A 26,046-nucleotide genomic window follows, 5' to 3' on the forward strand; every position below is an offset into this window, starting at 1 on the left:
CTCCGACACGGCTGCGGTCGCATCCGTGTCGGACGGCGCCGTGCCGGTGCCCTTCCGGGCTTTGGTCGGTCCGGTCGGGGGTGCTTTCGGGTCGGCTGGTGCGGTTCCCGAGTCAGCGGAGGTGGTGTCGGATTCGGCAGGGGTGGTGCTGGATTCAGCAGTGGCCGACTCAGCAGGCGCGGTGCCCGACTCAACCGGCGCAGCATCGGATTCAGCGGCGGCGGCACTCGAACCCGCGGACGCAGTACTCGGTCCGGCGGGAGCGGTTTCCGATCCGACCGTGCCGGTCTCTACCGACCCCGTTGTTTCCTTCGGCGCGGTTTCCGTGTCGGCGGCAGTATCTGCTCCGGCCGACTCGGTTTCCGGCGCCTCGACAATGTCGGCCTCCGGCAGCGGAACGTTGGTGATCCCCCGCTTCGGTGCGTCCCGCGGGATGGCCGCGTCGTCACCGACGTGCGGCTGTCCGTCGGTGTCGGTGCGCTCGACCGGCAGCGGCTCGGGCTTGGGTTTGGTCGCGGTGCCACCCTGACTGAAACTGAACCCACCGGACGCCGCGTAGCCACCCGACTTGTCGGTCAGCTCTTTGTCGGCGGCTGGCGGCGTCAGTGACACCCGCGAGCGCTTGTATCGGACAAAACCGACAACAAGCACCACGAGCAGCAGGGCAGCGGCCACGGCGATCAGGATCCAGGCTTCGGCACTCACGCGCCCATCCTTGCAGAACGGACCGACCCGCTTTACCACGCCGCCCCGGCGCAGAGACACAACCCCCGAGATTTCTTGTCCTGCGGAACTTCTCGCGAGGTGGCAATAGGATCGGCGACGTGACCGATCGAAACGTGCTTGGGGGGCCGCTGGAAGAGTGCGGCACCGATCCTCTCACCGGCTTCTACCGGGACGGCTGCTGCAGCACCGGGCCGGAGGATCTCGGTAGCCACACCGTGTGCACCGTCGTCACGGCCGAATTCCTGGAGCACCAGGCGTCTATCGGCAACGATCTGAGTACGCCGCGCCCGGAGAACAACTTTCCGGGCTTGCAGCCAGGAGACCGGTGGTGCGTGGTGGCCGTGCGGTGGCTACACGCGCATGAGGACGGTGTCGCCGCACCCGTAGTGCTGGCCGCCACGCACGAAAACGCCCTGGAAGTGATCTCGATGGACATCCTGCGCAAGTACGCCGTAGACGTCCCCAACGACGTCAGCGACCTCTTGTAAGCACGCCCATCCGGGCCACGACCGCTGATGGCACGTGTCACTTATGTGCCATCCGGTCCCGTCCCCAGACAAAGCGATTCAAATCACAGCCCCAGTCGAACCTCTTCATGATCAATGGGACATAGCGGCGGCGACACGCCGTTCCGGCCCGCCGCCATGTCCCGTCGATCATGGTCGGCGGGCGGCGGCGCGTTGGCGGTGCGCTTTTTGGCGGCACGCCGCCGAGCAGTAGCGGGGGCGGCGGCCGGTTCCGGTGTGCCGAACCTGCGCGTCGCATACCGGGCAGCGGGGGTCGCCGGTTTCGTTACTATCCGCTGATTCGTTACGGATATCAGCGTCCGCCGAGCGATTCGTTACGACCGGCGTGGTGCGCATCGCGTCGAGGACCAACGCGGCCGCGCGGTCGAGTCGCCCTTCGGATCGCCGAAGCCGTTGGATGGCAACAGAGCCGGTGAAAATTGCCAGCACATCGGGCACTTCGATGTCGCCGCGAACCGCGCCCTGCCGCTGTGCGGCCAGCAGCAGCGCCCCCAGCGCCCGATGGAAACGCTCCCCCGCACTCATCAGCAGGGCCCGTGGCCAGCCGTCGTCGGACTGCACCATTTCGCACAGCGCCTCATTGCCCGGTGTCGACACCACCACCTCGGTACAGAACTCGAAGAAGGCCGCGCCCGGATCCGGCGCCTCGAGGTAGGCAGCGGCCAGCTTCGCCAGCCGGTCGACCCGCTGCTGCATAACCGCTTCCAGCAGATCGAATTTCGTCGGAAAGTGCCGATAGACGGTGCCCGCCCCGACACCGGCCCGCCGAGCCACCTCGGCCAGCGACACCGACGGGCCTTGTTCAGCGAACGCCCGCTGCGCGGCCGCCAGCACCAGCGAGCGGTTGCGCCTGGCGTCGGCCCGCGCGGCAGGACTTGGCGCGGCCTCGGCGCGAGCACTCATTTCGTTACGGCCTTCCCTTGCGTGACCTGGCGAACCGGGTCCCAGCGCCCGTATGGTCCGAAATGCGGGTCGCCCGACCCGATTCTATCGACAGAGAAGGCAGGCATGTCCCCTCAGCACAACCTTGTCCTGGTCACCGGAGCCACCGGCAAGCAGGGCGGCGCGACCGCCCGCAGGCTGCTGGCCGACGGCACCGCGGTGCGGGCGCTGGTTCGCGACCCGCACGCGCCCGCCGCCCAGGCCTTGGCCGCGGCCGGCGCGGAGCTCGCCGTCGGCGACTTCGATTCCCCCGACACACTGTCCGCTGCACTCGCCGGTGTCACAGCACTTTTCGCGGTGCCGCCCGCCGTCTACGACCCGCAGGGCTGGGATGTCGACCGGGAAGCGCAGCGCGGCATCGCCCTGGTCGACGCGGCGAGCCGGGCCGGGGTCGAGCAGATCGTGTTCACCGGCATCGCCTCGTTCAACTCCGACGACGCCTGGGGTGCGGACGGCAAGACTCGCATCGAGGAGGCCGTCGCCGCCGCCGGCACCCACTACACGTTGCTGCGCCCGGTCCGCTTCATGGAGAACTACCTCATGCGCGGTATGCCGATCGACGGCATCGTCGACGGCGTCCACCGGCACCTGTTCCCGGCAGACCGACCGCTGAAAGTTATTGCGCTGGCGGATATCGCCGACATCGCCGCGCTGGCCTTCGCCGACCCCGACCGCTTCCACGGCCGAACCCTCGAGCTCGCCGGCGATGCCCTCACCCCACCGGACGCCGCCGCAGCGATCACCGCGGCGACCGGCTACCCCGTCCGCTACGAGGAGCTCGACGAAGCAGCCGCCGCCGAGCTCGGCGAGATGATCGCGCACACCTGGCGTCTCGTGCGAGCCACCGGCGGCTGGCACGCCGACGTCGCGGCCACCCGCGAAATCCACCCCGGACTGCGCACATTCGACACTTGGCTCGCCGAAACCGGTGCCGCCCAGATCAAATCCCTACTGGACAGCGTGAGCGCGCTGCGCTGAAGCAGGCCGCCGAAGGGCGTCGGCATACCGCCGGCGTGGTCGTGGGTACGGTCCGCCAGAGTCAGCACTGCCGGAGCAGCCGCATCCTGGCGTCGCCAGCTGAACTGCTTGCAGCGCAGCCCGGTGCGCTGGGTCTACGCCGCACCCACCGGCGCCAGGTTCTCCCCGCGCATCCGCTGCGAGATCACCTGAGTGATGCCGTCACCACGCATGCTGACACCGTAGAGCGCGTCGGCGATCTCCATGGTCGGCTTCTGGTGGGTGATGACGATCAGCTGGCTCTTCTCCCGCAGCTGCTCGAACAGCCCGATGAGGCGGCGCAGGTTGGTGTCGTCGAGCGCGGCCTCGACCTCGTCCATCACATAGAACGGGGACGGGCGGGCCCGGAAGATGGCTACCAGCAAGGCGACTGCGGTGAGCGACTTCTCACCACCGGAGAGCAGCGACAGCCGCTTGACCTTCTTGCCGGGCGGCCGGGCCTCCACCTCGATGCCGGTGGTGAGCATGTCGGACGGGTCGGTGAGCAGCAGCCTGCCCTCGCCACCCGGGAAGAGTTTCGAGAACACGCCGACGAACTCTCGCTCGACGTCCTCCCACGCCTCGGTGAACACCTGCAGGATCCGGGCGTCCACCTCGGCGACCACCTCGAGCAGGTCCTTGCGCGCGTTCTTGACGTCTTCGAGCTGGGTGGCCAGGAAGTTGTAGCGCTCCTCGAGTGCCGCGAATTCTTCCAGCGCAAGCGGATTCACCTTGCCGAGGGTGGCGAGGTCCTTCTCGGCGCGTTTGGCGCGGCGTTCCTGGGTGGGCCGGTCGTACGGCATCGGCGCGGGCGCGGTGACCTGTTCGCCGCGCTCCTGGGCCTGCTCGTACTCCTGCCACTCCAGGTCCGACGGCGGCAGCGGCACGTCGGGGCCGTACTCGGCGATCAGATCGTTGAGGGCGATGCCGAACTGTTCGGAGATGGTGGTCTCGAGCTGCTCGATGCGCAGCGCCGCTTGGGCTTTCGCCACTTCGTCGCGGTGCACCGCGTCGGTGAGCTGGGCCAGCTGGGTGGACAGCGCGCGCACCCGCTCCTTGACCTGCTCGACCTGGGCGGCGGCTTCGCCACGACGGCGGACCAGGTCGTCGCGCCGGGTACCGGCCTCGGCGACCACCTTTTCCAGTTCCGCGGCGATCTTGGCCCCGGATTCCGCGACCGCGGCGGCGACTTCGGCGGCTTTCTTGCGCGAGGCCTGGGCACGTTCGGCGCGGGCCCGCGTCTCGCGTTCGGCACGCGCCGCCCGGCGCAGCGAATCCGCCTTGCCGCGAACCGATTCCGCGCGTTCCTCGGCGGTGCGCACGGAAAGGCGCGCCTCCACCTCCATCGACCGCGCCTCGGCCAGCGCGGCCGCGGCCTCCTCGCGTTCGCGGCCCGCGGACTCGGTGCCCGCGGTGGCGCCGTCGGAGTCGATCTCGGTTTGTTCGAGCTCGGCGTTGCGCAGCCGGTCCTCGATCTCGGCGAGCGAGGTGAGTGCTTCCTCCCGGGCCGTCTCGGTCTCGGTGCGTTGCGCGAGCAGCCGCTCGCTGTCGGACTGCGCGGTGCGGGCGGCGTGGCCGAGCCTGCCGAGCCGGTCGTAGATGGCGACCAGTGACTGGTCGGATTCGTGCAGGGCGAGCAGCGCCTGGTCGACGGCGTCCTTGCGATCGGCCTGTTCGGCGAGCGCGCCCGACAGCGCCGCCTCGAGTTTTTCGGCCCGCCGCTGTGCCGCGACGAGATCGGCCTTGGCGTTGTCGATGTCGGCTTGGATCTCCAGCTGGCTCGGTGCGCGATCGGATCCGCCGAGCAGCCAACCGGTTCCGGTGAGGTCGCCGTCGCGGGTGACCACGCGCACGTCCGGTCTGGCCGCGACCACGGCCCTGGCGGTGGCCAGGTCGTCGGCGACGGCGATACCGGCGGTCAACGCCGTGATCGCGCCGCGCACGCCGTCCGGGCACTCGACCACGTCGGTGAGCCAGCGCGCCGCACCCGGCAGCGGGCCGAGCTGCGGACGGGAAACGCCATCGGCGCCGAATACCAGTGCGGCGCGCCCACCGTCGGCGTCCTTCAACGCGCGGATGGCGTCGTGCGCCGACTCGCCGGTGTCCGCCGCGACGGCGTCCGCGAGCGGACCGAGCGCGGCGGCGACCGCGGCCTCGAACCCGCCGTGCACCCGCAGCAGTCCGGACAGCGGCCCGAGCAGACCCTGCGACCGATGCTCCACCAGCCAGGCGGCACCGTCCCGGCGGGCCAGGCCCATGCCGAGCGCTTCGATCCGCGCCGTCAGGGACGCAACCCGTTTGCTGGCCTCGCGGTCCTGTTCGCGCAGTTCGGTCACCCGCTGATCGGCCAGCGCGAGCGCCTGCACCGCGTGCTCGTGCTGTGCGTCCAGGCCCGCCTCGCCGGCGTCCAGCTCGCTGAGTTCGGCCTGGACCGCATCGAATTCGGTCTGTGCGGCCTCGCCGCGGTTCCTCGCGTCGGCGATCGCCGTCGTCAACCGGGCGATCTCGCCGTCGTAGGACTGGGCCCTGGTGCGCAGCGTGTCGACCTTGCCGACCAGCCGTGCGACACCTTCGCGCCGGTCCGCGATGGCCCGGACCGCGGCCAGGTGCGCCTGCTCGGCGGCCTTGGCGGAGTGCTCGCGTTCGGCCAGCGCGTCGCGGGCCGCCTCCAGCGTCTCCGTCGCGATCTCGACCGCCTCGCGCAGCTCCGCCTCCTCGGCCTCCACCCGCTCGGCTTCGGCCTCCAGCTGCTCCGGGTCGCGTCCGCTGCCGACCGGCGTCTCGGTGTCGAGGTGGCGGGCGCGGTCCTGCGCGATGCGGATGGTCGCGTTGACCCGCTCGGCGAGCGCGGACAGCTGGAACCAGATCTGGGCGGCGGCCTCGGCGCTCGGCGTCAGCCGGGACAGCTGGAATTCCTGCTGCGCCAGTGCGGCATTGGCGGCGTCGAGTTCGCTCTGCACGTTGATGTGCTGCTCGCGCGCGTAGGCTTCCTTGCTCTGCTGGCTCTCCAGTTCGCCGCGGCGGGTCACCAGGTCGTCGGCGGCCAGGCGCAGGCGCGCGTCGCGCAGGTCGGCCTGCACGGTCTGCGCGCGCCGGGCCACCTCGGCCTGCCTGCCGAGCGGTTTGAGCTGGCGGCGCAGTTCGGTGGTGAGGTCGGTGAGGCGGGCCAGGTTGGCCTGCATGGCCTCGAGCTTGCGGACGGCCTTCTCTTTGCGCTTGCGGTGCTTGAGCACGCCCGCGGCCTCTTCGATGAACGCGCGCCGGTCCTCCGGGCGCGATTCCAGAATGGCCGAGAGCTGACCCTGCCCGACGATGACGTGCATCTCGCGGCCGATGCCGGAGTCGCTGAGCAGTTCCTGCACATCCATCAGCCGGCAGGAGCTGCCGTTGATCTCGTACTCGCCGGCGCCGTCGCGGAACATCCGCCGGGTGATGGACACCTCGGCGTAGTCGATGGGCAGTGCGCCGTCGGAGTTGTCGATGGTGAGGGTGACCTCGGCGCGGCCGAGCGGCGCCCGGCCCGCGGTGCCCGCGAAGATCACGTCCTGCATCTTGCCGCCGCGCAGCGCCTTCGCGCCCTGCTCGCCCATGACCCAGGTCAACGCGTCGACCACATTGGACTTGCCGGAGCCGTTCGGACCGACCACACAGGTGATCCCCGGCTCCAAGCGCAGCGTCGTCGCGGACGCGAAGGACTTGAAGCCCTTCAACGTCAGGCTCTTGAGATGCAAGTTCGACGACCTTTCCGTTTTCGTCGGTTCCGCAAGCTGCCCGTTGCCGGACCCGTCGCGCACGCCGACCCGTTCTGCCTGATCAACAGAGGCGGGCGACCAGTCATGGTATCCATCGAGGGCCGAGCACCGCGGACGCGGGACGGCCCCCGTGGCCGCGCGGCGGTTCGGCGACACACGTAGGTTATCGAGTCATCCCGCGATATCCCGTATTTCAATGTGCCCGAAGTTTGCCGGACGCGTCGTCCCTAGTGTCTACCGCACCGGATCCGATGCCGCGACCGACGCGCCCACCACATGCGGGACCATAACGCGCGCGGACGACACGCGGGCCGCCCGCAGGTAACGAATGCGGGCATCTTGTTCGACCTCAGCGGAACCTTTACACCAATAGACCGACCGACTCGCCGCACGCCCTGCCACACGGCGACGTCGCCGCATACGATCCAGTCTGATTCGCCAGCGGGAATGTTTGGAGCGCCACAGGATGCCAGCCCCAGCCGGGACCAGTACGGCGTTCCGGCTTGCCCGCATCGCGCTGCTGCTGCTCGGTAGCCTGCTGTTCCTCTATGCGTGTGAGAACAGCAAGAGCGCGCTGCTGGCGGACAAGTGGGTTGAGGTCGCCATCGCGGGCACGCTGTTGGCCGCCGGGCTGGGGGCGGCTTGGTTCGAGGTCAAGTTGACCGACTATCTCGATGAGGATGCGGACGAGCCTCAGGTGGTGCGGGCCGAAAGCCGTAGGGGGCGGGCGGAGCTGCGTGGGGGGCGCGCCAAAGATCGTGCGGTGACCAAAGATCCTGCGCGGGCGACAGGTCGTGCGGGGGCGAAGGGCCGTGCGGGGGCGCACGGTCTCGCGGGGGCGAAGAGTCGCGCCGGGGCGGGCAAGGATCGCGCCGAAAACCGGGAGTTCCTGGTCGAATCCGAGGGCTGGTCGATGCGCGCCAAGATCGCTCGGTCCGGCGATCTCATCTTCCACGGTCACGATCTGGGCGGCACCTATCCCGCCTACGAATGGATGTGGATCTTCCACCCCGATACCTTTCCCGAGATCCGGGCCGCCCTCGGTGATGACGAAGGCGAGATCCTGGAACTGCTCGAAGACGTTGTCCCGCAACTGGATCGGCACGGCAGGCATGATCCCGGTGCTTGGCTGCGCGCGCACGACATTCCGGCTACCTATCGCGAGAAGGGTGTCAGCGCCACGCAGGAAACCCGGGAACTCCCGATCCTGCAGCCCGGCCTCCCCCACCCGGTGCCCCGGCGCGACGTGTCCGTTTCCGCGCGGGAGCACCGCAACGGGCCGCCGCCCGGTCGCGAGTACCGCAATGCCGCGCCGGTATTCGATGAAGATTCCGTCGAGCCGGACGTACCGGCGCGCGCACGGCGAGACGCTCTCGCACCCGCAGGATTTCGGGATGAAGACGCCGGACCCGGCTGGCCGCAGCGGGATCCGGAGCCCGCGCACTCCCGGTGGCACGCCGAGGCAAGCGCACCGTATGAGGAGATTGCGCCCGCACCCAGTACGGAACCCGCACCGTGGCGTTCCCCGGCTCCCACTCCACGCGAAGACTTCGCGCCGGTCCGACCGCTGCACGAGGAGCCGGAACCAGCGCGTGCACAGTGGAGTTCGGGGGCCGCCGTGTATCCGCCCCGCGAAGAGTACGAGCCAGCCAGGTCGTCTTATGGGCTGCCTGAACCAGCTGGCACACAGTGGAATTCCGGTGTCACCCCGCATTCGCCTCGCGAAGAATATGAACCCGCCTGGTCACCTCGCGAACAGCCGCAATCTACCGGCGCACAGTGGCATTCCGACGCTGCCGCGTACTCGCCTCGCGAGGACTACGAACCCGCCCGGTCACATTACGAACAGCCGGAACCAGCGCGCGCACAGTGGAATCCGGGAGCCGCCGCGCATACGCCGCACGAAGATTTTCAAGCCGCTCGCTCGCTTTACGGGGAACCGGAACCTGCTCGCGCACAGTGGCCTTCCGCCGCACCGACATATTCGCCGCGTGACGACTTCGCGCCCGCGGCACCTCCGTACGAGGCTGCGGCATCGTGGCAAGAGGATCGTGCACCGTCCTACGGCAATTCCGCACCTTCCTACAGCAACCCCGCATTGCCGTACGAGAATCCCGCACCGTCTTACGAACATCCCGCACCGCACTGGCCGACCCGGGACGAGATCGCACGTCCCCCACTCGAGCGGCGCAACTCCAAACGGTCTCAGCACGCTCAGCCGGACACCGAATGGCCGCAACACGACTCCGAACCCGCGCGGTCGCCGTACGAGGACCCGGCCGCCGCGCGGGCACGGCGAGAGCGCCTCGACGCGATCCAGGCGCAGCTGGAGAACCCCTCACTCGCGCCGGCGGAGCGGCCGTATCGAAGGGATGCCGCTCAGCCCCAACACCATTCGCGGCACAGGGAACCAGACAGCCCGATGCCGCTGCAGCGCAGAGGCAGTTCACCCCTGCCGGACGATTACCCGGCAGCCCCGCGCTACGAGCCGCTTTCGCCATCCCGGCAACGCCCCGCGCCGAATGCCGAGCCGTCCTGGCCCGAGCGATCCATGCCTCGTCAGCGGCAGGCGCCGCCCGAGCAGCGCGACGAATACTCCCGCTGGGCGGATCAGTCGCCCGCCGAGTACGACGAGCCGCCCGCGCGCCGGCACCGCCGGTCGAGCCCGCCACCGAATTCCGCGGGCACAGGTCGGCACGCGCAATCGCACAGCGCTACGCCACGTCGGCCATAGCCGGTTCACTCTTCGCGCAGCTGCCGCCACCTCCGAGGTTCCGGCACCGAGGGTGAACTAGCCGCTGCACACAGGTGCCACACGCCGACGACCCTCGTCAGCTGACCCTGCTCACCTCAGGTGACCCCGCTCAACTGAGGTGAGCACCTCGATCCGAGCGACCGCGCTCAACGCACGTAGCGCGAGCACCGGCCCGACTCGAACCCCGTCAGCATGCGGAACACCAGAACCGCACCCCACGGCCCGATCACCCAGATCGGCCACGGGTAGGTGAATTCGCCAACGCTCAGCGAGATAGCACCCCAGATCAGCAGGACGAGCACGCTGACACCGAGCCAGCTGCTGCCTTCGATCTTCTGCCAGATCGGGATGCGAGATCCCGAGTCCGCTTTCCCCACAGTCTCTTTCGGCAGCTTGGGCAGATCCGACAGCACCAGCTGCAGATCGTCCGTGGTCGTGGTCGCGTAGACCTTCGCGGCGCGCTCGTCGTACTCGGCGAGGTCGATCCGGCCGTCCTCCAGGTGCCGGGCGAGCAAGCGCACCACCTTCTCACGTTCAGCGTTCGAGGCGCGGGTACCGGGCGATATGTCCATACCGAATTTCCTTCTCGACGGTTCCACCTTCCATAGTGGAATATTTCCCAGCATGAACCTTCCACTATGGAATGTCAACCCCTCGGCCGCTCGATGCCACCCGGCGGTGGTGCCGCCCTGCCGAGCGCGGCAGTATGGACGGTGCTCAGCTCGCGGGCGCACAGGGTCCGCGTCGACGAAATCTCCTAGGAGGCATAGGTGTCGGAAACCGTGCGCGGTGTCATCGCCCGCAGCAAAGGCGCGCCGGTCGAGATCGTCGACGTGGTGATCCCCGATCCCGGCCCGCACGACGTGGTGGTGCGGGTGCAGGCCTGCGGCGTCTGCCACACCGACCTGCATTACCGCGAGGGCGGCATCAACGATGAGTTCCCGTTCCTGCTCGGGCACGAGGCCGCGGGCCTCGTCGAGACCGTCGGCGACGCGGTCACCCACGTCGAGGTCGGCGATTACGTGGTGCTGAACTGGCGGGCCGTCTGCGGCGAGTGCCGGGCCTGCAAGCGCGGCCGTCCCTGGTACTGCTTCGCGAGCCACAACGCGAGCAAGAAGATGACCCTCACCGACGGCACCGAACTGAGCCCCGCGCTCGGCATCGGCGCCTTCGTCGACAAGACGCTGGTGCACGAGGGGCAGTGCACCAAGGTCGATCCCGCCGCCGACCCCGCGGTCGCCGGACTGCTCGGCTGCGGCGTGATGGCCGGCATCGGCGCGGCGATGAACACCGGCAATGTGTCCCGCGGCGACACCGTCGCGGTGATCGGCTGCGGCGGTGTCGGCGACGCCGCCATCGCCGGCGCGCGGCTGGCCGGTGCGAAGACCATCATCGCGGTCGACCGGGACAAGCAGAAGCTGGACTGGGCCACCGATTTCGGCGCGACCCACACCGTCGACGCAACCACCGAGGACGTGGTCGAGAAGATCCAGGAGTACACCGACGGCTTCGGCGCCGACGTCGTCATCGAGGCGGTCGGCCGACCGGAAACTTGGAAGCAGGCGTTCTACGCTCGCGACCTGGCGGGCACCGTGGTCCTGGTCGGCGTCCCGACGCCGGACATGACCCTCGACATGCCGCTGATCGACCTCTTCTCTCGCGGCGGCGCACTGAAGTCCTCCTGGTACGGCGACTGCCTGCCCGAACGCGACTTCCCGACCCTGGTCGACCTGCACCTGCAGGGCCGTCTGCCACTGGAACGCTTTGTCACCGAACGTATCTCACTCGACCAGGTGGAGGCGGCGTTCGCCGCGATGCACACCGGCGATGTGCTCCGCTCGGTGGTGGTCCTGTGACGAACATCGAACGCATCGTCACCTCCGGCACCTTCTCCCTCGACGGCGGCACCTGGGACGTGGACAACAACGTCTGGCTCATCGGCGACGAGCACGACGTCCTCGTCGTCGACGCCGCGCACGATGCGGACGCGATCGCCGAGGCCGTCGGCACCCGCAACGTCGTCGCCATCCTGTGCACGCACGGCCACAACGACCACGTCACGGTCGCACCGGAATTGAGTGCCCGGCTCGACGCCCCCATCCTGCTGCACCCCGCCGACGACCCGCTGTGGCGGATGACCCATCCGGACGTCGACTACCGCTCGCTGGCCGACACTGCCCGAATCACCGTGGGCGACACCGACATCGACATCCTGCACACGCCAGGCCACTCCCCCGGCTCGGTCTCCCTGCACCTGCCCGAAGCCGCCGCGCTCTTCACCGGCGACACCCTGTTCTCCGGCGGTCCCGGCGCCACCGGCCGCTCCTACTCCGACTTCGACACCATCATCGCCTCGATCCGCGACCGGCTACTCACCCTCCCTGAGGAAACCACCGTGCACACCGGGCACGGCGGCACCACCACGATCGGCGCCGAAAAGCCTTCTCTCGCCGAATGGATCGCCCGGGGCCACTAATTCCCTTGCCGTCACCCCCGGTGCCGTTGTTATGGTGCCGGGCGTGACTTCTCCCGAGGCGTCCAGACTCTAGCCACCTGTCGAACGACCAGGTGGCGTCCCTCGCCATGCGCGAATCGACCTGCCGACCCGGTCGTTCGGCCCTGAACGTCGTCCCATGGGGGCGATTTCTGCTCTGCCACCCTCCGTTGCCGCTGTGCGCCGGAGGGCGGCGTGGTGTCGAACAGAGTCTGGGAGTCTTTGCATGCCTGTTGTCATATTCGTCTTGGGTGTCGCCGTATTCGCGCAGGGGACATCGGAATTCATGCTGTCGGGGCTGCTCGAGCCCGTCGCAGCGGATGTCGGAGTTTCGCTCGGTTCAGCCGGGTTACTGACATCGCTTTTCGCCGTCGGAATGATCGTCGGCGCGCCACTGATGGCGATGGTCGCCGGTCGTTGGCCTGCCCGGTACGCGCTGACCGGATGCTTGTCGTTGTTCATCGCCGCGCACGTCGTCGGCGCACTCACCACCACCTTCGGCGTGCTGCTCGCCACCCGCGTGGTCGCGGCGGTAGCGAACGCCGGATTCCTCGCGGTCGCCCTCGCCGCGCTCCCCGCGCTCGCCGGTCCGCATCGGGTCGGACGAGCGACCTCCATCATCCTGTCCGGCGTGACACTGGCCTGCATTGCCGGCGTCCCCGCGGGCGCCTTCCTCGGCCAAGCACTCGGCTGGCGCTCGGCCTTCTGGGCAGTCGTCGTCGTGAGTGTGCCTGCGCTGCTGGGCACTTGGTCGCTGGTTCGTACGGAACCCGGGAAAACGGAAGCGACCGACGGCGGTTCCCTCTGGGGCGAGTGGCGCACGCTCAGTCTGCCGCGCGTGCGAATCCTGCTGGTACTCGGCGCAGGGGTGAACGCGGCGACCTTCGCCGCCTTCACCTATCTCGCGGTGATCACCACCAACATCAGCGAAGCAGGACCCGGCTGGGTGCCGATAATGCTTGCCCTCTTCGGGATCGGATCTTTCCTCGGCGTCACCCTCGCCAGCCACTACGCCGACCGATCCGCCCCCACCATCCTCTCGACGGGACCAGTTGCCCTACTGATCATCTGGACCACAACCGCCCTGATCGCCGACTACCTACCCGGCCTCCTGATCATGGCAACAATCAGCGGTGCCACCTCTTTCGCCGTCGGCGCCACAGTGATCGGCCGCATCGTCACCACCGCAACCCCAACGGCCCCACACCTCAGCGGCGCCTTCGCCACCGCAGCACTCAACCTCGGTGCCGCCCTCGGCCCAGCCACCGCAGGCCTGGCCATCAGCACAACGGGCACAACAACATCCGCCCTATGGACCAGCGCAGCACTGGCCTTAGCAGCCACCGCTCTCACCCTCTTCACCCCGACGCGCCAGCCCAGCACCCCCTGACCACGCCCGTGAGTGGCACATGACGGTGGCAAACGTCGAGTGGCACACACCATGGTGTGCCACTCACGGCGGGGTCAGAGGATGGCGAAGGCTACTACGAGGCCGAGGGCGAAGTGGGCGGCGGCTACTACCAGGACTTCGGTGGTGTAGGTGTCGGCGTGCAAGGCCGCGCCGATGTCGATGCCGAGGACTTTTTCGATGACGCGGACCGAGATCACCTGGGCGATGATGCCGACGAGGCCGTAGACGAGGGCGGCGATGAGGCCTTCGGAGAGTTTGCCGCCGCTGCCGACCGCCAGGATGGCGAGCACGACGATGAAGGCCATGCTGATCATGCCCGCGGCGGTGACGATGATCGCGTTGGGCTTGCCCTCGATGACGAGCCCGCGCAGGTGGCCGGGGGTGGTCAGGTCGATGGCGTAGAACCCGACGAGCATCAGGACCAGACCGATGAGGGCGTAGAGAATGATGGCTCCCACGCCCTCGCCGAGCGAGCTCCAGTACCCCGATTCGAGGGCGACTGCGGTCATCATGATCCTTCCGAAGTGGTTGTGACGATGCGGTGCGGGACGAAGGCCGAGCCGTCGTCGGTGATGAGTCCGGCGGTCTCCCGGATGCCGAGCCCCGCCGCGGTGTCGCCGACCATCCAGGCGCCCAGCACGGGGCGCATGTCGTCGAATTCCGGTAGCGGGTCCAGCAATTGGTAGACGTAACCCTCTTCGCCGTAGATGCCGCCGGTGGCGGTTTCCAGGCCGGCGCCGACGATGGTCATGTTGGCGCCTTCGCGACCGAGCTTCGGCTTGCGGATGTATTCGGTGAGCTCGTTGGGCTGATCGAGGTAGGCGGGCAACAGGTTCGGATGCCCGGGATACATCTCCCACAGGATCGCCAGGATCGCCTTGTTGCTGAGCAACGTCTTCCACAGCGGTTCGATCCACATGGTCTGCGGCAGACTGCCGACGACCCGCTTACCGAAGTCGTCGTCGAGCGCCCACTCCCACGGGTAGAGCTTGAAGATCGCCTCGATCGGCGCCTCGGCCAGATCGACGAAACGCTCCAGCTCCGTGTCGAATCCGACCTCTTCGATCGGCAGCGCGATGGTGTCGAACCCGGCCTCGGCGGCGGTCTCCTGCATGTAGGCGGTGGTGACGTTGTCCTCGCCGGTGGCGTCGGCCCCGGACCAGCTGAAGTGCAGCTGGGCGGTCGGCAGGGTGTCGCGCAGTTCGGTCCAGCGCTCGACGAGCTTCTCGTGCAACGAATTCCATTGGTCGCCGCCGGGGTAGAGCGCGGTCAGCCAGTGCCACTGCACGATTGCCGCCTCGAGCAGCGACGTCGGCGTATCCGCGTTGTACTCCAGCAGTTTCGCCGGACGACGCGCGTCATAACGCAGGTCGAACCGCCCGTACACGTAAGGGTCGTTGCGCCGCCACGATTCGGTGATCGGTGCCCAACTCCATTCGGGCAGACCGAAATCCTTGAACCGCTCGGTGAGCACGACATGTTCGACGGCGTTGAGGCACATCGAATGCAGCAGCTCGACATCGGCTTCGAGCGCGAGGATCTCGTCCATCTCGAACTCGTAGTGCACCGACTCGTCCCAGTACGGCCGTGGCTGACCGCTGGCATCGCGACCGGGCACACCGTAGACGAGGCCCTGGCTCTCGGTGATCTGCTGCCAATCCGGCCGGGGCGTACTGCGTATCCGCCGCACTACGATCCCCCGCCGGTGCTCTTGCTGCCGAGCCCGCCGCGCTGAATGGTGGTGCCGCTCTTCGTCTTTATCTCGGCACTCTTGGGTTTCACCGTGGTGCCACCGGTGGGCGGCTTGCCGATGGTGGGGGTGCCGCCGTAGTAGTAGCGGTACTGCGGCCCGGCGCCGAGGATGATCAGGCCGGGGTTGATACCGCCGTCGCCGACGAAGCCGGGGCGTCCGTCACCGCAGTAGCGGTCCTCGACCACGATCTCCTGACCGTTCTCGACCTTCACACACGACGCGGTGACCTTGTCCGGCGCGGAGATCGCCCGGTAGGCGAGGTAACCGCCGCCGACCAACGCGGCGACCCCGACGATCGCGACACCGCCGATCATCACCCGCTTGCGCGTGCGCTTCTTCGCGTCATCAGCCGCGGCGGCGGCCCGCTGCGCTTCGGCGGCCCGCTTACGCGCTTTGTCTCTGGCCCGCGCCTCGGCCACCGTCGGCGGGCGCGGCTGGGTGACGCCGGGCTCCTGCCGCTGCACGCTGCCCGGCCGTGGCGGTGCGGGCGACTCCGGAAGGTCGGTGGGCTGGCCGGGGGTGGCTGCCGGTTGTCCGGGTGCGGCAGCGAGGCCGGCCAGATTCGGGTCGGATTCACTCGGCCCGGCGGGGGTCGCCTCATGCGCCCCCGACGGCTGCGCCGCGGACTCGTCCGGCTGGTTCCCCGGACGCTCGTCGCCAGGATTGTGCGTGCTCACTGTCGAGTCCTCGTCCTATCCCGGCCCACCACTACCGCTCCTCGAATCCGGTCATATCACCCCGCGCGGGCTCCCAGCTTTCCACAACCAAGGTCACCCGACCAGGTGTATCTCCGGAACGTAGCAGTTCGAGCAAACGCGCGCAGTCGTCGCGCCGCCCCTCCGCGACCACGTGCACCCGCCCGTCGCGCGCGTTGGTGGCATGCCCGGTCAATCCGAGCTCCAAGGCGCGCGACCGTGTCCACCAGCGGAAACCTACTCCTTGGACGCGGCCGTGGACCCAAGCACTCAGCCGGGCGAGCTCGTCGGATTCGCCCATCAGGCTTCGACGTCGAAGGACAAAGTCACCTTCGTCCCCGCCTGCAAAGTCCGGCCGACGGTGCACGCCTTGTCGATGGCGCGCTGCACGGTAACCAGCAACCGCTCCCGCGCCTCCTGATCCAATTCGCTGAGGTCGAGCTCGAACGTCTCTTCCAACTGCGGGTAGAGCTCGTTCTCCCGATCCGCGTCACCGGACACGCGGATGGTCGCGTCAAAGGAATCGCCGAGTTTGCGGGAGAGCGAGAAATCCGCGCTCAGTCCCGAGCAACCGGCCAGCGCGATCTTCAGCAACTCACCGGGGGTGAAGGCTCCGGGCACGCCCTGCGAAGCAATCAGCACCTCGGCGCCGCGCGAGCTGCGCCCGGTGTAGGCCCGCGTGCCGGTGCGCTCGACCCATAGCTCGGTCGGTGCCTGTGCGGGAGTCTGTTCAACCATGGTTCGATCCTGCCATTGTCGTCGGAGTTCGCTCACGCCTGGCAACGCGACGAGGCTGGTCTCGCATTCCGGTGGTCGGCACGATAACGACCACCCGAACACGACCGGACCCATACCTACTCCTGGAACCGGTACCCCATCCCCGCCTCGGTCAGCAGATGTTTGGGATGCGAAGGATCATCCTCGAGCTTGCGCCGCAACTGCGCCAAATACACGCGCAGATAATGGGTTTCGGTCGCATACGCCGGCCCCCACACCTCACGTAGCAACTCCTTGCGCCCCACCAGCTTCCCCTTGTTGCGCACCAGCATCTCGAGCATCCCCCACTCGGTCGGCGTGAGATGCACGGTCTCGTCGTTCTTGGTCACCTTCTTGGCGGCGAGATCGACGGTGAACGACGAGGTCACCACGACCGGATCGGAGGCGTCGGTGTCGGCGGCCCCGCGCCGGACCGCGGCCCGCAACCGCGCCAGCAGTTCGTCCATCCCGAACGGCTTGGTGACGTAGTCGTCGGCGCCGGCATCGAGCGCCTCGACCTTGTCCGCCGAGTCGGTGCGCGCGGACAGCACGATCACCGGCGCGGAGGTCCAGCCGCGCAGCCCGGCCAGCACCTCGATGCCGTCGATGTCGGGCAGGCCGAGGTCGAGGATCACCACGTCGGGGTGTTTGTCGGCGGCCGCCCGCAGCGCGCCCGCGCCGGTCTCGGCGGTGATCACCTCGTAACCGCGGACCGACAGGTTGATCCGCAACGCACGCACGATCTGTGGTTCGTCGTCGACCACCAGCACCTTGATCGCCGGGGCTTCCTGTTTCTTCTCGGTCATCACGGCTTCCTGTGTGGTCCGGTTCTGCGCGGCTCCTACTGTCGATGTATCCATCATCAGCTGCTCGCTTCCGTTTCGTCGGCAGGCAGGTCCACGATCATGGTCAATCCTGTGCCGGGGGTCGGTTCGGCGTGCACGGTGCCGCCCATCGCCTCGACGAAACCGCGCACGACCGACAGGCCGAGCCCGACGCCGGTGGTGTTGTCGCGGTCGCCGAGCCGCTGGAACGGCTCGAAAAGTTGTTCCTCGGTCCCTGGCGGTACGCCGGGCCCGACATCAACCACCGCGATCGACACGCGGGCGCCGTCGCGTTCGGCGGTCACCCGCACCGGTGTGTCGCGCGGCGCGTGCCGCAGGGCGTTGTCGATCAGGTTGGCCACCACGCGTTCCAGCAGCCCGGCGTCGGCGCGCACCGAGACATCGCCGACCTCCACCTTCACCCGATCCATCGCCGCGCGCCGCAGCCCACGCGCGCCCATCCCGACGCTGACCAGGGCCCGGTGTACCACCTCGTCCATGTACACCCGTTGCAGCTGTGGCTTCACCACGCCGACGGCCAGCCGGGACGAGTCGAGCAGGTTACCGACCAGCGCGGTGAGCTGGTCCACCGATTCCTCGATGGTTTCCAGCAATTCGGTGGTGTCCTCGGCGGAGAACTCGATGTCGTCGCTGCGCAGGCTGGACACGGCGGCCTTGGCCCCGGCCAGCGGCGTGCGCAGATCGTGGCTGACCGCGGACAGTAGCGCGCGACGCAACCGGTCGGCCTCGAGCAGGGCCGCGGCGGCGCTGGCCTCCTCGGCGAGTCGCGATTGGCGGACCAGCCCGGCCGCCTGGTTGGCGACGGCGTTGAGCACCGGCCGGTCGGCCGAGGCCAGCGGACGGCCGGCCAGCAGCAGCCAGCTGGACGCGTCGCCCGCCTGAATAGCGGTTTCGGCGTCGGCGGCGCGCTGCGGCGGATTCGGGCCCACCGCGGCGATCACCTGCTCGCCGCACACCATGCTGACCGCGCGCAACCCGTAGGTCTCCCTGACCTGTTCCAGCAGTTTGGGCAGATCCGCGCCGTGCAGCACCGCACCGGCGAACAAGGTCAGCAGTTCGGCCTCCTGCGAGGCCCGCCGCGCCTGCCGGGTCTGCTTGGCCGCCACGTCGACCAGGGCCGCCACCGCGACCGCGACGAACAGCAACACCACGACGGTGACGAAGTTGTCCGGCTCCGCGATGGTGAGGCTGTAGCGCGGCGAGGTGAAGAACCAGTTCAGCAGCAGCCCGGAGAGTAAGGCCGAAAATGCCGCGGGGACAACGCCGCCGAGCAGTGCGACGGCGACCACGCCGACGAAGAACAACGCACTGAGACCGCCGAGTTTGAGGTAGCCGTCCAAGAACACGGCACAGATTCCGTAGACCGCCAGCGGCACGAGCACCGCGGCGAGCCAGGCTCGGATCGGCTGACGCGGCATGAGCCCGCCCCGGCGCAGGCCACGGTGGGCTTCCTCGTGGGTCACCATGTGCACGTCGATCTTGCCGGACTGCTGCACCACCGTCGAGCCGATACCCTCATCGACCATGCGCGCCCACCGGGAGCGGCGGGAGGTGCCGAGGACCAGCTGGGTCGCGTTCACCTCACGGGCGAACTCCAGCAGTGTTTTCGGCACATTGTCACCGGTGACGGTATGCAGCGAGGCCCCTAGGCTGGCGGCCAGTTCGCGCAGCCGTACCAGCCGTTCGGTGGAGACACCGGCCAGCCCGTCGCCGCGCACGACGTGCACCAGCACAAGCTCGGCACTGGCCTTGGTCGCGATGCGGCTGGCGCGGCGCACGACGGTCTCGGACTCCGGGCCGCCGGTCACCGCGACGACCACCCGCTCACGCGCCTCCCACAGATCGGTGATCTTGTGGTCGGCCCGGTACTTCGCGAGCGCCGCGTCGACCTGGTCGGCGAGCCACAGCAGCGCCAATTCCCTTAGCGCGGTGAGGTTTCCGGGACGGAAGTAGTTGCGCAGCGCCGCGTCGACCTTGTCGGCGGCGTAGACGTTGCCGTGGGACAGCCTGCGACGCAACGCTTCCGGGGTTATGTCGACGAGCTCGACCTGATCCGCGCCGCGCACTACCGCGTCCGGCACGGTCTCCTGCTGCTGGATGCCGGTGATCTGCTCGACCACATCGTTGAGGCTCTCCAGATGCTGCACGTTGACCGTGGAGACCACATCGATCCCCGCGGCGAGCAGCTCTTCGACGTCCTGCCAACGCTTTTCGTGCTTGCTGCCGGGCACATTGGTGTGCGCGAGCTCGTCGACCAGCGCGACCGCGGGCGCGCGGTTCAGCACCGCCTCGAGATCGAGCTCGGGCAGTAGCGTGCCGCGATACTCCAGCATCCTGGGCGGTATCCGCTCGATCCCCTGCAACAGGTCGGCGGTCTTGGCCCTGCCGTGCGTTTCGACCACCGCAGCCACCACGTCACGGCCGCGCTCGAGCCGCCGGTGCGCCTCGCCGAGCATGGCGTAGGTCTTACCGACACCCGGCGCGGCGCCGAGGTAGATGCGTAGTTGGCCGCGTTTCACTCGTCCATCATTGCGTGTCGCGGTCCCGGCGCGGCGCACCCGCGGCACAGACCGGCGCGCTGCGCCCGATCACCGGACATCGAAGGCACCGGGTTCTGCGACGCGGGTCCGGTCGCCGTCCACGACCAGGCCGGGCACGTGCCGCTCGTCGCGGCGGGCGCCCAGCGCGCGGATCAACAGCGCACAACATACGAACCCGATGATGACGGCGACGGTGACAGCCGACATGACGTTCCTCTCTGGTGACCAATGCGAACAGCCGGTTGCGCTGGAGGGGTCCGCCTGGCCGACTCTCCACTACTACCTCCACGCAGGGAGATCGAGCCGATCTTTACGGTGTGTTGACGCTATCGCCGCATTCTTTGACGGCATCCTGTCAGCTATCCCCGGCCGGGGTGTAAACGAAACGCAAAGGCAACCGTTTCGCGCGCAAAGGAGTCGTAAGGAACCTCGGCACGCGCCGAATCGAAGACTTGACTCGCCAAGGCGCGCTCCACAACACGAGCGCTTGATGGAGGTTGGTCATACATGTCTGTCGTGGTGTTCACGGTGCTCACCGTGGGGATCTTCGCCCTGCTGAGCCTGATCCAGCGAGGGGTGGAAAAGCTGTGATCGCGAACCTGATCGGTCTGGTTCTCGCCATCGCCGTCGCGGTCTACATGGTCGCGGCGCTGCTTTTCCCCGAGAGGTTCTAGGTGAACACGACAACGGCGGGGATCGCCTTCGCGGCGTCCCTGATCATCGCGCTCGCCCTGGTCCATGTACCGCTCGGTGACTACATGTACCGGGTCTACAACAACACCAAGCACTCCCGCGCCGAGCGCGTTCTCTACAAAGCCATCGGCGTGCAACCCGAGGTCGAGCAAACCTGGGGCGTCTATGCCCGCAGCGTGCTGGCGTTCTCCGCAGTCAGCATCCTGTTCCTCTTCTTCTTACAGCTGCTGCAAGGCAGGCTGCCCCTGCATTTGAATGACCCGGGCACCGAGATGACGCCCGCGCTGGCCTGGAACACCGCCGTCAGCTTCGTGACGAATACGAACTGGCAGAACTACTCCGGCGAGTCCACCCAGGGTCACCTGGTGCAGATGGCCGGGCTCGCGGTGCAGAACTTCGTCTCCGCGGCCGTCGGCATGGCCGTCGCGGTCGCGCTGGTGCGCGGCTTCGCCCGCAGGCACACCGGCGATCTCGGCAACTTCTGGGTGGATCTGGTGCGCGGAACCACCCGCATCCTGCTGCCGATCGCCTTCGTGTTCGCGATCGTGCTGGTCGCCGGTGGCGTGATCCAGAACTTCCACCTGCACGACCAGGTCGCGCAGACGCTGAACGGCACCGAGCAGACCATCCCCGGCGGGCCGGTGGCAAGCCAGGAGGTCATCAAGGAACTCGGCACCAACGGCGGCGGCTTCTACAACGCGAACTCCGCGCACCCGTTCGAGAACCCCACCACCTGGACGAACTGGCTCGAGATCTTCCTCATCCTGATGATCAGCTTCTCGCTGCCGCGCACCTTCGGCCGGATGGTCGGCAGCAAGAAGCAGGGCGTTGCCATCGTCGCGGTGATGGGCACGATCGCGATCATCAGTGTGACGCTGAGCAACATCTTCCAGCTGGCCCACCACGGCACCGTGCCCACCGCCATCGGCGCGTCCATGGAGGGCGTGGAAACCCGGTTCGGCGTAGCGAATTCGGCGACGTTCTCCGGCGCGACCACGCTGACGTCCACCGGCGCGGTCGACTCGTTCCACGACTCCTACACCAGCCTCGGCGGCATGATGACGATGTTCAACATGCAGCTCGGCGAGGTCGCGCCCGGTGGCGTGGGCTCCGGGCTCTACGGCATGCTGATTCTCGCGGTGATCACCGTCTTCATCGCGGGCCTGATGGTCGGGCGCACACCGGAATACCTCGGCAAGAAGATCACCCCGCGCGAAATCAAGCTGGCCGCTTCGTATTTCCTCGTCAGTCCGCTGATCGTATTGGTAGGCACCGCGATCGCGATGGCGCTGCCCGGTCAACGCGCGGGCATGCTGAACTCCGGGCCGCACGGACTCTCGGAAGTGTTGTACGCCTTCACGTCCGCGGCGAACAACAACGGCTCCGCGTTCGCCGGCCTCACCGGCAATACCGAGTGGTACAACACCGCACTGGGTCTGGCCATGGTCTTCGGCCGGTTCCTGCCGATCATCTTCGTGCTCGCGCTCGCCGGGTCGCTGGCGAAGCAGGGCAACACCCCCGAGTCGATCGGCACGCTGCCGACGCACCGGCCACAGTTCATCGGCATGGTCGTCGGTGTGACGGTGATCCTGGTCGCGCTCACCTTCCTGCCCGCACTCGCGCTCGGGCCGCTCGCTGAAGGAATCCACTGAAATGACCACACCAACGACCGAAATCACCAGCGCTCCAGACGAATTCACCGAGTCGAAGAAGCAGCTGGAACACAAACGCGTCGCGCGCGGTGCGCTCGACCCGACGATGCTGCTCACCTCGCTGCCCGACGCGGTACGCAAGCTCGACCCGCGCACCATGTGGCGCAACCCGGTGATGTTCATTGTCGAGATCGGCGCGGTCTGGGCGACCGTGCTCGCGATCGCCGACCCGACCTTCTTCGCCTGGGCGATCGTGGTGTGGCTCTGGCTCACCGTCATCTTCGCCAATCTCGCCGAAGCGGTGGCCGAAGGCCGCGGCAAGGCGCAGGCCGACACGCTGCGTAAAGCCAAGACCGACACCGTCGCACGACGTTTGGTGGACTGGACACCCGGCGGGCCGATCGTCGAGGAAGGTGTCGCCGCACCGGAACTCCAACGCGGCGATCACGTCGTCGTCGAGGCGGGGCAGGTCATCCCCGGCGACGGTGACGTGGTGGAAGGCATTGCGTCGGTGGACGAATCGGCGATCACCGGTGAATCCGCGCCGGTGATCCGGGAATCCGGCGGCGACCGTTCCGCGGTCACCGGCGGCACCACCGTGCTGTCCGACCGGATCGTCGTGCAGATCACCCAGGAGCCGGGCAAGAGCTTCATCGACAAGATGATCGCCCTGGTCGAGGGCGCGAGCCGGCAGAAGACGCCCAACGAGATCGCGCTGAACATCCTGCTCGCCTCGCTCACCATCATCTTCGTCTTCGCGGTGGTCACCCTGCAGCCACTGGCGATCTTCTCGAAGGCGAACAACCCTGGCGTGCCGGATACTTCGGCACTGGACGGCAACGGCATCACCGGCATCGTCATGGTCTCGCTGCTGGTCTGCCTGATCCCGACCACCATCGGCGCGCTGCTCTCGGCCATCGGCATCGCGGGCATGGACCGGCTGGTGCAGCGCAATGTGCTCGCCATGTCCGGCCGCGCGGTCGAGGCGGCCGGTGACGTGAACACGCTGCTGCTGGACAAGACCGGCACCATCACCCTCGGCAACCGGCAGGCCGCGGAGTTCGTTCCGGTGCCGGGCATTTCGGCCGACGAGCTGGCCGACGCGGCCCAGCTGTCCAGCCTCGCCGACGAGACACCCGAGGGCCGCTCGATCGTCGTCTACGCCAAGCAGGCGTACAACAAACGCGAGCGCACGCCCGGCGAGCTGACCGGCGCGACCTGGGTGGAGTTCACCGCACAGACCCGCATGTCGGGCGTCGACCTGGCCGACGGGCACCAGCTGCGCAAGGGCGCGGCCAGTGCGGTCATCGAATGGGTTCGTACACAAGGCGGCACCGTGCCCAGCGAGGCCGGCGTGATCGTCGACGGCGTGTCCGCCTCCGGTGGAACACCTTTGGTCGTCGGCGAGCTCAGGGACGGCACCGCCCGGCTGCTCGGCGTCATCCACCTCAAGGACGTCGTCAAGCAGGGCATGCGGGAACGCTTCGACGAGATGCGCAGGATGGGCATCCGCACCGTCATGATCACCGGCGACAACCCGTTGACCGCCAAGGCGATCGCCGACGAAGCGGGCGTGGACGACTTCCTCGCCGAGGCGACGCCGGAGGACAAGCTGGCGCTGATCAAGAAGGAACAGGACGGCGGGCGGCTGGTCGCGATGACCGGCGACGGCACCAACGACGCGCCCGCCCTGGCCCAGGCCGACGTGGGTGTCGCCATGAACACCGGCACTTCGGCGGCCAAAGAAGCGGGCAACATGGTCGATCTGGACTCCGATCCGACCAAGCTGATCGAGATCGTCGAGATCGGCAAGCAGCTGCTCATCACCCGCGGCGCGCTGACCACGTTCTCCATCGCCAATGACATCGCCAAGTACTTCGCGATCCTGCCCGCGTTGTTCATCGCGCTGTTCCCCGGCCTGGACGCGCTGAACATCATGCGGCTGCACAGCCCGCAGTCGGCGATCCTGTCCGCGGTCATCTTCAACGCGATCATCATCGTGGCGCTGATCCCGCTCTCACTGCGCGGGGTGAACTACACGCCGAGCAACGCGTCGAAGTTGTTGAGCCGCAACCTGACCATCTACGGGCTCGGCGGCATCATCGCGCCGTTCATCGGCATCAAGCTCATCGACCTCGTCGTCCAACTCCTCCCTGGGATGTCCTGACATGCGCCTCTCCACTTGGGTCCGGCAGCACCTGGCCGCGTTGCGTGCGCTGCTCGTGCTCACCGCGATCACCGGAATCATCTATCCCCTCGCGGTTTTCGCGGTTGCGCAGCTGCCAGGGCTGCACGACAAGTCGGACGGGTCGTTGCTCACGGCCGACGGTAGGGTCGTCGGCTCCAGCCTGATCGGGCAGTCGTTCACCGACGCCGACGGCAAGGCGCTGGTGCAGTACTTCCAGAGCCGTCCGTCCGCGGCGGGCGAGCACGGGTACGACCCGATGGCCACTTCCGCGTCGAACCTCGGCCCGGAGAGCATTGTGGACACCCTCGACGCCGACCCCTCGAAGGTGAAGCTGAGTTTGCTGTCCACCGTGTGCGCACGCAGCAAGGAGGTCGGCGACCGTGAGGGGGTCGACGGCGCCCGGCCGTTCTGCACGAAAGACGGTGTCGGGGCCGTGCTTTCGGTGATCGGGCCGCGCGACGCCGACGGTGAGGTCTCCCAGCCCACGCAGGTGGTGAGCGTCAACGAGGCGTGCCCGGCGACGCCGTTCCTGGCCACATACAAGGGTGTGCGGGTCGAATGCGCCGAGCCCGGTGCGGATTACGCAGCCGGCCGGATCGTCCCGATCTTCGGCGACGCCACCGTCGACACCCCCGTCCCCACCGACGCGGTCACCGCCAGCGGCAGCGGACTGGACCCGCACATCTCGCCCCGCTACGCGGACCTCCAGATCGCCCGAATCGCCAAGGCCCGCAGCATCTCCGAGGACCAGGTGCGCCAACTGGTGGACGCGCACACATCCGGCCGCGCCCTAGGCTTCCTCGGCGAACCCCGCGTCAACGTGGTCGAACTGAACCTCGACCTCGACCAGCGCTACCCGTTCCGCGGCTGACCTGACAAACGAAGGGCCGGTGACACACCGTCACCGGCCTTTTCGCATATCCTGACCGCCGAGGCGCACATGCCGGGCCACTCGCTGTTGGCCCCCACCATGTCCCGTCGATCATGAGCCACCCCGCCCAACGGGACATCACAGCGCGCCCACTCAACGTTCGCCGCCACCATGCCCCGTCGATCACGGGCTACCCCGCCGAACGGGGCACCATGCCGCGCCCACTCGCGGTTTGCCCCACCATGTCCCGTCGACGATGAGCCCACCCCGCCCAGCGGGACACCACAGCGCGCCCACTCGACGCTTGCCGCCACCATGCCCCGTCGACCATGAGCTACCTCACCGAACGGGACACCACAGCGCGCCCACTCGACGCTTGCCGCCACCATGCCCCGTCGACCATCGGCTACCGCGCCCAACGGGACACCATGGCACGCCCACTCGACGTTC

General features: G+C 68.1%; 21 protein-coding genes and 1 pseudogene. 10 read left to right on the forward strand and 12 right to left on the reverse strand.

The window, feature by feature from the left end; genetic code table 11:
- A pseudogene (locus DBO33_RS44225) lies at positions 1-705 on the reverse strand (signal recognition particle-docking protein FtsY); the annotation flags it as partial.
- 119 nt (positions 706-824) lie between these two features.
- On the opposite strand from DBO33_RS44225, the gene DBO33_RS32185 reads away from it, so the two are divergent.
- Positions 825-1,214: a DUF2237 family protein gene (locus DBO33_RS32185; RefSeq protein ID WP_040737431.1), complete on the forward strand. Its 390-nt coding sequence runs from the start codon at positions 825-827 to the stop codon at positions 1,212-1,214.
- A gap of 168 nt (positions 1,215-1,382) precedes the next feature.
- On the opposite strand, the gene DBO33_RS32190 is transcribed toward DBO33_RS32185, so the two are convergent.
- On the reverse strand, positions 1,383-2,156 hold the full coding sequence (locus tag DBO33_RS32190; protein WP_107658399.1) for a TetR/AcrR family transcriptional regulator: 774 nt from the start codon (positions 2,154-2,156) through the stop codon (positions 1,383-1,385).
- A gap of 105 nt (positions 2,157-2,261) precedes the next feature.
- Here DBO33_RS32190 and DBO33_RS32195 point away from each other — a divergent pair, with 105 nt between their 5' ends.
- The gene (locus DBO33_RS32195; RefSeq protein WP_107658400.1) at positions 2,262-3,173 is read left to right on the forward strand and encodes an NmrA family NAD(P)-binding protein; all 912 of its coding nucleotides are present in this window, start codon (positions 2,262-2,264) and stop codon (positions 3,171-3,173) included.
- Positions 3,174-3,307: 134 nt separating this feature from the next.
- Here the strand turns inward: DBO33_RS32195 and smc are convergent, their stop codons facing one another.
- On the reverse strand, positions 3,308-6,922 hold the full coding sequence (smc, locus tag DBO33_RS32200; protein ID WP_107658401.1) for a chromosome segregation protein SMC: 3,615 nt from the start codon (positions 6,920-6,922) through the stop codon (positions 3,308-3,310).
- A 487-nt stretch (positions 6,923-7,409) separates the two neighbouring features.
- On the opposite strand from smc, the gene DBO33_RS32205 reads away from it, so the two are divergent.
- Entirely contained in the window at positions 7,410-9,677 is a 2,268-nt protein-coding gene (locus DBO33_RS32205) for a hypothetical protein (RefSeq protein ID WP_107658402.1), read from the forward strand.
- A gap of 167 nt (positions 9,678-9,844) precedes the next feature.
- Here DBO33_RS32205 and DBO33_RS32210 read toward each other — a convergent pair whose 3' ends face one another.
- Positions 9,845-10,270, reverse strand: coding sequence for a DUF1707 SHOCT-like domain-containing protein (locus DBO33_RS32210; RefSeq protein WP_107658403.1), 426 nt, complete (start codon positions 10,268-10,270; stop codon positions 9,845-9,847).
- Between the two features lie 198 nt (positions 10,271-10,468).
- Here DBO33_RS32210 and DBO33_RS32215 point away from each other — a divergent pair, with 198 nt between their 5' ends.
- The 3 genes from DBO33_RS32215 (at position 10,469) to DBO33_RS32225 (ending at position 13,582) form a co-directional block, all read left to right on the forward strand.
- Positions 10,469-11,554 carry an S-(hydroxymethyl)mycothiol dehydrogenase gene (locus DBO33_RS32215; protein ID WP_107658404.1) on the forward strand — a complete coding sequence of 362 codons (1,086 nt, stop codon included), beginning with the start codon at positions 10,469-10,471 and terminating at the stop codon, positions 11,552-11,554.
- Positions 11,551-12,174, forward strand: a complete 624-nt coding sequence (locus tag DBO33_RS32220; RefSeq protein ID WP_107658405.1) for an MBL fold metallo-hydrolase — start codon at positions 11,551-11,553, stop codon at positions 12,172-12,174. The genes DBO33_RS32215 and DBO33_RS32220 overlap by 4 nt, the downstream gene beginning before the upstream one ends.
- Before the next feature lie 244 nt (positions 12,175-12,418).
- On the forward strand, positions 12,419-13,582 hold the full coding sequence (locus tag DBO33_RS32225; RefSeq protein WP_107658406.1) for a Cmx/CmrA family chloramphenicol efflux MFS transporter: 1,164 nt from the start codon (positions 12,419-12,421) through the stop codon (positions 13,580-13,582).
- Positions 13,583-13,656: 74 nt separating this feature from the next.
- On the opposite strand, the gene DBO33_RS32230 is transcribed toward DBO33_RS32225, so the two are convergent.
- The 8 genes from DBO33_RS32230 to DBO33_RS43205 form a co-directional block, all read right to left on the reverse strand.
- Positions 13,657-14,112: a DUF350 domain-containing protein gene (locus DBO33_RS32230; RefSeq protein ID WP_107658407.1), complete on the reverse strand. Its 456-nt coding sequence runs from the start codon at positions 14,110-14,112 to the stop codon at positions 13,657-13,659.
- A complete protein-coding gene (locus DBO33_RS32235) occupies positions 14,112-15,293 on the reverse strand; it encodes a glutathionylspermidine synthase family protein (protein WP_107658408.1) in 1,182 nt (393 codons plus the stop codon). The genes DBO33_RS32230 and DBO33_RS32235 overlap by 1 nt, the downstream gene beginning before the upstream one ends.
- Positions 15,293-16,033: a hypothetical protein gene (locus tag DBO33_RS32240; protein ID WP_107658409.1), complete on the reverse strand. Its 741-nt coding sequence runs from the start codon at positions 16,031-16,033 to the stop codon at positions 15,293-15,295. Before DBO33_RS32240 ends, DBO33_RS32235 begins: the two co-directional genes overlap by 1 nt.
- 31 nt (positions 16,034-16,064) lie before the next feature.
- Complete coding sequence (locus DBO33_RS32245; RefSeq protein ID WP_107658410.1) at positions 16,065-16,352, reverse strand: acylphosphatase; 288 nt, start codon at positions 16,350-16,352, stop codon at positions 16,065-16,067.
- On the reverse strand, positions 16,352-16,789 hold the full coding sequence (locus tag DBO33_RS32250; protein WP_107658411.1) for an OsmC family protein: 438 nt from the start codon (positions 16,787-16,789) through the stop codon (positions 16,352-16,354). Before DBO33_RS32250 ends, DBO33_RS32245 begins: the two co-directional genes overlap by 1 nt.
- A 116-nt stretch (positions 16,790-16,905) precedes the next feature.
- Positions 16,906-17,613: a response regulator gene (locus DBO33_RS32255; protein ID WP_107660781.1), complete on the reverse strand. Its 708-nt coding sequence runs from the start codon at positions 17,611-17,613 to the stop codon at positions 16,906-16,908.
- A 56-nt stretch (positions 17,614-17,669) separates the two neighbouring features.
- On the reverse strand, positions 17,670-20,171 hold the full coding sequence (locus DBO33_RS32260) for a sensor histidine kinase (RefSeq protein WP_107660782.1): 2,502 nt from the start codon (positions 20,169-20,171) through the stop codon (positions 17,670-17,672).
- 69 nt (positions 20,172-20,240) lie between these two features.
- Complete coding sequence (locus DBO33_RS43205) at positions 20,241-20,399, reverse strand: hypothetical protein (RefSeq protein ID WP_159080643.1); 159 nt, start codon at positions 20,397-20,399, stop codon at positions 20,241-20,243.
- A gap of 380 nt (positions 20,400-20,779) precedes the next feature.
- Between DBO33_RS43205 and DBO33_RS44230 the strand changes: the two genes are divergently transcribed.
- The 4 genes from DBO33_RS44230 to DBO33_RS32280 are packed head-to-tail and all read left to right on the forward strand — an operon-like array spanning position 20,780 to position 25,596.
- Positions 20,780-20,866 (forward strand): potassium-transporting ATPase subunit F, encoded by an 87-nt coding sequence (locus DBO33_RS44230; protein WP_234391429.1) that lies wholly within the window; start codon positions 20,780-20,782, stop codon positions 20,864-20,866.
- Positions 20,867-22,537 carry a potassium-transporting ATPase subunit KdpA gene (gene kdpA, locus DBO33_RS32270; RefSeq protein ID WP_107658412.1) on the forward strand — a complete coding sequence of 557 codons (1,671 nt, stop codon included), beginning with the start codon at positions 20,867-20,869 and terminating at the stop codon, positions 22,535-22,537.
- Position 22,538: 1 nt separating this feature from the next.
- Positions 22,539-24,704, forward strand: a complete 2,166-nt coding sequence (kdpB, locus tag DBO33_RS32275) for a potassium-transporting ATPase subunit KdpB (RefSeq protein WP_107658413.1) — start codon at positions 22,539-22,541, stop codon at positions 24,702-24,704.
- Position 24,705: 1 nt separating this feature from the next.
- Complete coding sequence (locus DBO33_RS32280; protein ID WP_107658414.1) at positions 24,706-25,596, forward strand: potassium-transporting ATPase subunit C; 891 nt, start codon at positions 24,706-24,708, stop codon at positions 25,594-25,596.
- The last annotated feature ends 450 nt before the right edge of the window (positions 25,597-26,046 follow it).

The organism is Nocardia suismassiliense (assembly GCF_900269665.1).
GTDB classification, from domain to species: Bacteria; Actinomycetota; Actinomycetes; order Mycobacteriales; family Mycobacteriaceae; genus Nocardia; species Nocardia suismassiliense.